The organism is Mycobacterium sp. (genome assembly GCF_049802695.1).
GTDB lineage: Bacteria > Actinomycetota > Actinomycetes > Mycobacteriales > Mycobacteriaceae > Mycobacterium.
In genome coordinates, this window is record NZ_JBARMY010000011.1 from 1 (window position 1) to 6,488 (window position 6,488).

General features: G+C 64.3%; 5 protein-coding genes. 2 read left to right on the forward strand and 3 right to left on the reverse strand.

What is annotated here, in order from left to right; all coding sequences use genetic code 11:
- On the reverse strand, nt 1-1,131 hold a 1,131-nt coding region (dnaK, locus tag WA317_RS00400; RefSeq protein WP_425171146.1), incomplete at its 3' end, for a molecular chaperone DnaK.
- A 343-nt stretch (nt 1,132-1,474) separates the two neighbouring features.
- On the opposite strand from dnaK, the gene WA317_RS00405 reads away from it, so the two are divergent.
- Nucleotides 1,475-3,049 (forward strand): amino acid permease, encoded by a 1,575-nt coding sequence (locus WA317_RS00405; RefSeq protein ID WP_425171147.1) that lies wholly within the window; start codon nt 1,475-1,477, stop codon nt 3,047-3,049.
- 25 nt (nt 3,050-3,074) lie between these two features.
- Here WA317_RS00405 and WA317_RS00410 read toward each other — a convergent pair whose 3' ends face one another.
- Entirely contained in the window at nt 3,075-3,962 is an 888-nt protein-coding gene (locus tag WA317_RS00410) for an HAD family hydrolase (RefSeq protein ID WP_425171148.1), read from the reverse strand.
- Nucleotides 3,959-5,482, reverse strand: a complete 1,524-nt coding sequence (locus tag WA317_RS00415) for a mannitol dehydrogenase family protein (protein WP_425171149.1) — start codon at nt 5,480-5,482, stop codon at nt 3,959-3,961. Before WA317_RS00415 ends, WA317_RS00410 begins: the two co-directional genes overlap by 4 nt.
- A gap of 170 nt (nt 5,483-5,652) precedes the next feature.
- Here WA317_RS00415 and WA317_RS00420 point away from each other — a divergent pair, with 170 nt between their 5' ends.
- On the forward strand, nt 5,653-6,213 hold the full coding sequence (locus WA317_RS00420; protein WP_425171150.1) for a hypothetical protein: 561 nt from the start codon (nt 5,653-5,655) through the stop codon (nt 6,211-6,213).
- The last annotated feature ends 275 nt before the right edge of the window (nt 6,214-6,488 follow it).

Below are 6,488 nucleotides of genomic sequence, written 5' to 3' on the forward strand. Positions count from 1 at the left end.
GGTTTCGATACCCAGGCTCAACGGTGTGACATCAAGCAGCAGAACGTCTTTCACCTCACCCTTGAGCACACCGGCCTGCAGCGCGGCACCCACTGCCACGACCTCGTCGGGGTTGACGCCCTTGTTCGGCTCCTTGCCGCCGGTCAGCTCCTTGACCAGATCGGTCACCGCGGGCATGCGGGTGGAACCACCCACCAGCACCACGTGGTCGATCTCCGACACCGAGATTCCGGCGTCCTTGATCACCTGCTGGAACGGGCTGCGCGTGCGGTCCAGCAGATCCTGGGTGATGCGCTGGAACTCCGCGCGGCTGAGCTGCTCGTCGAGAAAGAGCGGGTTCTTGTCCGCGTCGACGGTGATGTAGGGCAGGTTGATCGAGGTGCTGGCCGAAGACGACAGCTCGATCTTGGCCTTCTCGGCCGCTTCCCGCAGCCGCTGCATAGCCATCTTGTCCTTGGTCAGGTCGATGCCGCTGGTGCCCTTGAACTTCTCTACCAGCCAGTCGACGACGCGCTGGTCCCAGTCGTCGCCGCCGAGGTGGTTGTCACCGGAGGTCGCGCGGACCTCGACGACACCCTCACCGATCTCCAGCAGCGAGACGTCGAACGTGCCGCCGCCAAGGTCGAAGACCAGGATGGTCTGCTCGGTCTCGCCCTTGTCGAGCCCGTAGGCCAGTGCGGCCGCGGTCGGCTCGTTGACGATGCGCAACACGTTGAGACCGGCGATTTGGCCGGCCTCTTTAGTCGCCTGACGCTGAGCGTCGTTGAAGTAGGCGGGCACGGTGATGACCGCGTCGGTGATGTCCTCACCCAAGTACGCCTCAGCGTCGCGCTTCAGCTTCTGCAAGACGCGGGCGCTGATCTCTTGGGCGGTGTACTTCTTGCCGTCGATCTCGACGGACCAGTCCGTGCCGATGTGCCGCTTGACCGACCGGATGGTGCGGTCAACGTTGGTCACCGCCTGGTTCTTGGCGGGCTGACCGACAAGCACTTCACCGTTGCGTGCGAACGCGACGACGGACGGGGTCGTGCGGGAGCCCTCGGAGTTGGCGACGACGACGGGGTCACCGCCCTCCAGGACCGACACGACGGAGTTGGTGGTCCCGAGGTCGATTCCGACCGCACGAGCCATAGTGATTCCTCCTCAATAATCGAGCGTTGTTACTGCACTATGCTGAGTGCACCCCGCTCAAGACTGCCTTTACGACGTGGTGCTGTCAACTCAGGGGTTGAGCTGGGTTCACTCAAGTTGTCGACCGGCTCAACGGCAGCAAGGTCGAATTTGTTCCCAGACCGATCATGCTCACGGCGCTGACAGACCGGGGCGTCCGGCAGCAGCCAGGATGAACCGCGGCGTCACTGCCGTGAAAAATTCATGCAACTTCCCGCAGGGGGGTCGAGCAAGTGCTATAGCCTCGCATCCAATCTTCGGGTGTGCCCGCGCAGCACCGCGTAACCACGACACAAGGAACTCGATGCCATCGCCGCCCAGCACACCTTCACCCGTCGGCAACACCAGCTCGCTGGCTCGCGAGGACTCCGGTTACCACCATGACCTGGGTCGCCGCCAGCTGCAGATGATCGCCATCGGCGGCGCCATCGGGACCGGGCTTTTCCTGGGCGCGGGAGGCCGGCTGGCGTCGGCCGGCCCAGGGCTGTTCCTGGTGTACGGGGTCTGCGGCGCTTTCGTCTTCCTGATCTTGCGGGCGCTCGGCGAGTTGGTGTTGCATCGCCCCTCGTCCGGTTCATTCGTGTCGTACGCCCGCGAGTTCTTCGGGGAAAAAGCCGCCTTCGTCGCCGGCTGGATGTATTTCCTGAACTGGGCGATGACGGGGATCGTCGACAGCACCGCGATCGCGAAGTACTTCCACTATTGGAAGTCGTTCCAGGTGGTTCCGCAGTGGACGATCGCACTGGTCGCCCTGGTGGCGGTGGTAACCGTGAACATGATCTCGGTCAAGGCCTTTGGCGAGCTGGAGTTTTGGGCGGCGCTGGTCAAGGTGCTGGCGCTGGTGACGTTCCTGGTGGTCGGAGCGGTGTTCTTGGCCGGTCGCATCCCGGTCGACGGTCAACAGACCGGGTTGGGCCTCTGGACGAACCACAGCGGTTTCCTGCCGACCGGCCTGCTGCCGTTGGTGCTCGTCACTTCTGGCGTGGTCTTCGCCTACGCCGCCGTCGAGCTGGTCGGCACCGCCGCCGGGGAAACGGCGGAGCCGGAGAAGATCATGCCGCGCGCCATCAATTCAGTGGTGGCCCGCATCGCGATCTTCTATGTCGGGTCGGTGGTCCTGCTGGCGTTGCTGCTGCCCTACACCGCCTACACAGAGCACGAGAGCCCGTTCGTGACGTTCTTCTCCAAGATCGGCTTCGGCGGCGCCGGCACCTTGATGAACGTGGTGGTGCTCACCGCCGCGTTCTCCAGCTTGAACGCCGGACTGTATTCCACTGGCCGGATCCTGCGCTCGATGGCGATCAACGGCAGCGGCCCAAAGTTCACCGCGCTGATGTCGAGAAACGGTGTGCCGTACGGCGGCATCCTGCTCACCAGCATGATCGGGTTGTTCGGCGTCGTGCTCAATGCGGTCAATCCCAACCAGGCCTTTGAAATCGTGCTCAACATCGCCGCTTTGGGCATTCTGGCGGCTTGGGCGACAATCATCTTGTGCCAACTTCGGCTCTTCCGGCTGGCGAAGGCGGGGGTGATTCAGCGGCCGCAATTTCAGATGCCGCTGACGCCCTACAGCAGCTATGCCACACTGGCTTTTCTGGCCGGCGTGCTGGTGCTGATGATGGTCGACGAGGAACGGGGACCCTGGATCATCGGGACGCTGGTGCTCGGCGTGCCCACGCTCATCGGTGGCTGGTTCCTGGTTCGGAAGCGGGTGCTGGCCACTACTGAAGAAGCCGGCAGGACCGCCGGAGAGGCCCCGGCCGCCGCTGCAGGCGCCACGCCTACCGCTGATGCGCAGGCCGGTGAAGACGTCCCGCTCGTCGCCAGCCCGGCGGTCGACCCGGACGACCGACCCACTGGATCCGTGCCCCTCACGTAACCGAACCAGCGTCGGTTCTCGGTTGCTAGGGCGTTCCCGAGCGAGAGGTGGCCATCCGCCCAGGCGTCGTCGGCGAAGACCGCCCGGGCTCGAGGAGATGCTCGGCGATAACCTGCCAGCAATTGGCGACCGCGCTCGCACCGGCTTCGACGAGCTGGATCGTCCGATGACGCCGCTCCTCAGGTGATACGAACATCAGGTTCCCGATCGTGACGAAACCGGCTGCCACAGCTGACATGACTCCGGGAACCGAATCTTCGACCGCCACTCCTTGCGCCGATTCGAGACTCAGCACCTCACCCGAAAACAAGTACACCGCCGGGTCCGGCTTGCTGGTCGGAACCGGTAGCGAGTCCTCCGCACTGAACCGCACCTCCGCGGGTATCAACGAATCCAGGCCGGTGGCAGTAAAACACGCGTCAAGGCGCTTGGACGCGCTGGAACTGACCGCGGCCAGCCCGTACCGTGAGTTGAGCGCGTGCAGCGCTTCCTGCACGCGGGCGTCAGGACACAGCACGGCCCCCAGATGGGCGGTGACGCAATCACGTTCACGCCGCACCCAGTGGTCGAGCTCCTCAGCTGTCAAGGCGCGCCCGGCGATGACATCTTTTCGAGTGGCGATCACGGCGCGCGGGCGCCCTTGTGCGAGGGTCGCCTCGATCGGTACGCCGCCCTGTACCGCGAGGTCTACCGCTGTGGTGCGGAAATTCTTGCCGGTCGTCTGCGCGAGTAGCTCCTCTGCGCTGTAGCGTGCGGTGATCCCGTAACGCGCCACGAAATTGTTCGTCACGGTCACCGAAGCGGCGAAGGCCGGCTCCTCTGAAGGGAACAGGTTGCCGTCGGCGTCGCACAAGACGGTGGTGAAAGCAGCGGGGTCGAATCGCCGGAAAATGACAAGTCGGGCGCGGTTCACCGTCCGACCAACTCCTGCCGGTTCTCGGCCAACTGACTGCGCAGGGTGGCCGCCACGCCACGGGTGTCGATCGCGTCGACCGTGCGCCGTAGCCGGTCCACGAAGCCGGGCACCGACCGCAGGTCGCCGAAGATGTCGTGATGGCCCAGTAACGGCTCAGGGTTGTTCTGCCCGATGGTCGCCAGCGTTTTCAGCAGCTTGGACTGCGGATCCTCGATCTCAATTGCCCGGCCCGCCAGATCGGTTCCGCGCAGGTAGCGAAGCCAGCCTGCAACCGCCAACGTCAGCAGGCTGTGCGGGCGCCCTGCCGCGATCGCCTCGTGCAGCGAGGGAAGCAGATATGTCGGCATCTTCGTCGAGCCCCGCGCGGCCAGGCGCGACAACTGGTCAGTGATGCGTGGATTGCTGAATCGATCGATCACTGTGGCGCAATAGTCGTCGAGGTCGAGCCCCCGGACTGCCGGCAGCAGCGGCGCTATCTCATCGCGTATCAGTTGTCGCACGTAACGACCGAGAGCAGGATCGCGCATCACCTCGTCGGTGCGCTCGTGGCCGGCCAGTGTAGCCAGATATGCAATGGCGCAATGACTTCCGTTAAGTATCCGTGTCTTGACCAGCTTGTGCGACTCGACGTCGGAGACGAACTCGGCTCCCACCTCCTCGAGCGGCGGGCGCCCATAGCAGAACTCGTCCTCAATGATCCACTGGCGGAACGGTTCTGTGAGCACCGGCGATCTGTCGGCAATGCCGAACACCGACTCGACGAAATCACGCTCGGCAGGACCGGTTTTCGGCGTGATGCGGTCGACCATAGTGGACGGAAAAGCAACATTGCGGTCAATCCAGCGACTCAGTGCGGGGTCGCGCAGCTCGGCGAACGAAACCAGCGCCGAACGGGCGGCGTGTCCGTTGTGCTGCACGTTGTCACACGACATCACGGTGAACGGCGCAACACCGGCACGGCGACGCTGATCCAGCGCCTCGGCAAGGTATGCCCAGGCCGAACTGAAGTGGTTCAGTGATTGCAGTTCGGCCAGGGCGTCGCCGCGGGAACGGTCGAATCGGCCGGTGCGCTTTTCGATGCAGTACGCATCACCGGTGATGGTCAGAGTGACAACGCGGGTCTGTTCAGCGGTGAGCGCGGCAAGCACAGCGGATCTGTCCTCGCCGGCGTAGTAGGACTCACGAATCGAGCCGACGACGTGAGCGGTGTCTTGGCCGTGACTGCGCTGCACCACCGTGTACAGCCCGTCCTGGGCGGACAGGCAAGCCTTCATTTGACGGTGGCGAAGGCTGACACCGGTGATTCCCCAGTCTTGCGAAACACCTCGTCTGGCCAGCTCGTCCAGGTAGACAGCTTGGTGCGCCCGGTGGAAGTTTCCCAGACCGATGTGCACGATGGAGGCCTTGAGCGACGACCTGTCGTATTCGGGCACAGCGACTTGCTTCGCATGCAGCCGCAGCGTGGCATTGCTCAATGGAACACCGAGGCTGCGCTCAAGGCGCACGACGTTCGACATAGCGCTCCCCTTAAGTTGGTTTCTTAGGGTCGAGGAAGCGCTCGGGCTCAACGCCTGGGAAAAGGGCTCGTACCCCTCGAAAAGCCTGACCAAACGCGGTGCCGTCGTGGCCGGAGACCCGCGCGTCACATCTGCCACTTACGTCACTTTGGGCGTACGCTATGCCCGTTATGTCTCTGCAAGGTGTGAAGCTGGGTCTTTCCGCCGGCTGCCTGCTGGCCGCGAGCGCCGTGCTGGTTTCGGCGTGCAGCACCGCCGTCGATGGCAAGCCGGTCGCAGCGCCGGGAGCGGGCGCTACCGAGCCATCCTTCCCCACCGCCCGACCGATTCCGCCACCACAACCGACGGAACCGACCCCGGCGCCGTCCGGCCCGAAGACTCCGGCGGGTGCGATACCGCTGCCGCCGAATGACGACGGTTACGTGTTCATCGAAACCAAATCCGGCAAGACCCGCTGCCAGATCGCCTCCGGCAGCGTTGGTTGCGAGGCGCCGTTCAGCAATTCGCCGTTGACCGAGGGTGAACACGCCAACGGCGTCAACATCGGCGCCGACGGCTCGGTCCAATGGGTGCTGGGCAACCTCGGCGCCATCCCCGCCGTCACGATCGAATACCGGACCTATGAGGCGCAGGGCTGGACGATAGCGGCCGACGTCGACGGCACCCGGTTCACCAATGACAGCACCGGCCACGGCATGTTCGTCAGCGTCGATAAGGTCGACACTTTCTAACGAGCGCAGACCCGCGGAGAGCACAGGTCCGCGACCGGCGTGCGTCGTGCGGGAATAACCTCCCCGGCGGCCGTCGAGCGCACCGCTGCCAGCGTCGCGTTCAGGTTCATCGCCGTCTTATAGCAGACCACGCCGGTACCAACGCCGAATGGCGCGTCGGCCTAGGGTGAAGCCCGTGGATTTCCGGGTGTTCGTCGAACCTCAGCAAGGCGCCAGCTACAACGATCAACTCGCAGTCGCCCAAACCGCGGAAGCAGCCGGGTATTCAGCGTTCT

Bases quoted from the DNA above. Each gene is read 5' to 3' on its own strand.
- WA317_RS00405 (WP_425171147.1), top strand. From the start codon at position 1,475: ATGCCATCGCCGCCCAGCACACCTTCACCCGTCGGCAACACCAGCTCG.
- WA317_RS00415 (WP_425171149.1), bottom strand. From the start codon at position 5,482: ATGTCGAACGTCGTGCGCCTTGAGCGCAGCCTCGGTGTTCCATTGAGC.
- WA317_RS00420 (WP_425171150.1), top strand. From the start codon at position 5,653: ATGTCTCTGCAAGGTGTGAAGCTGGGTCTTTCCGCCGGCTGCCTGCTG.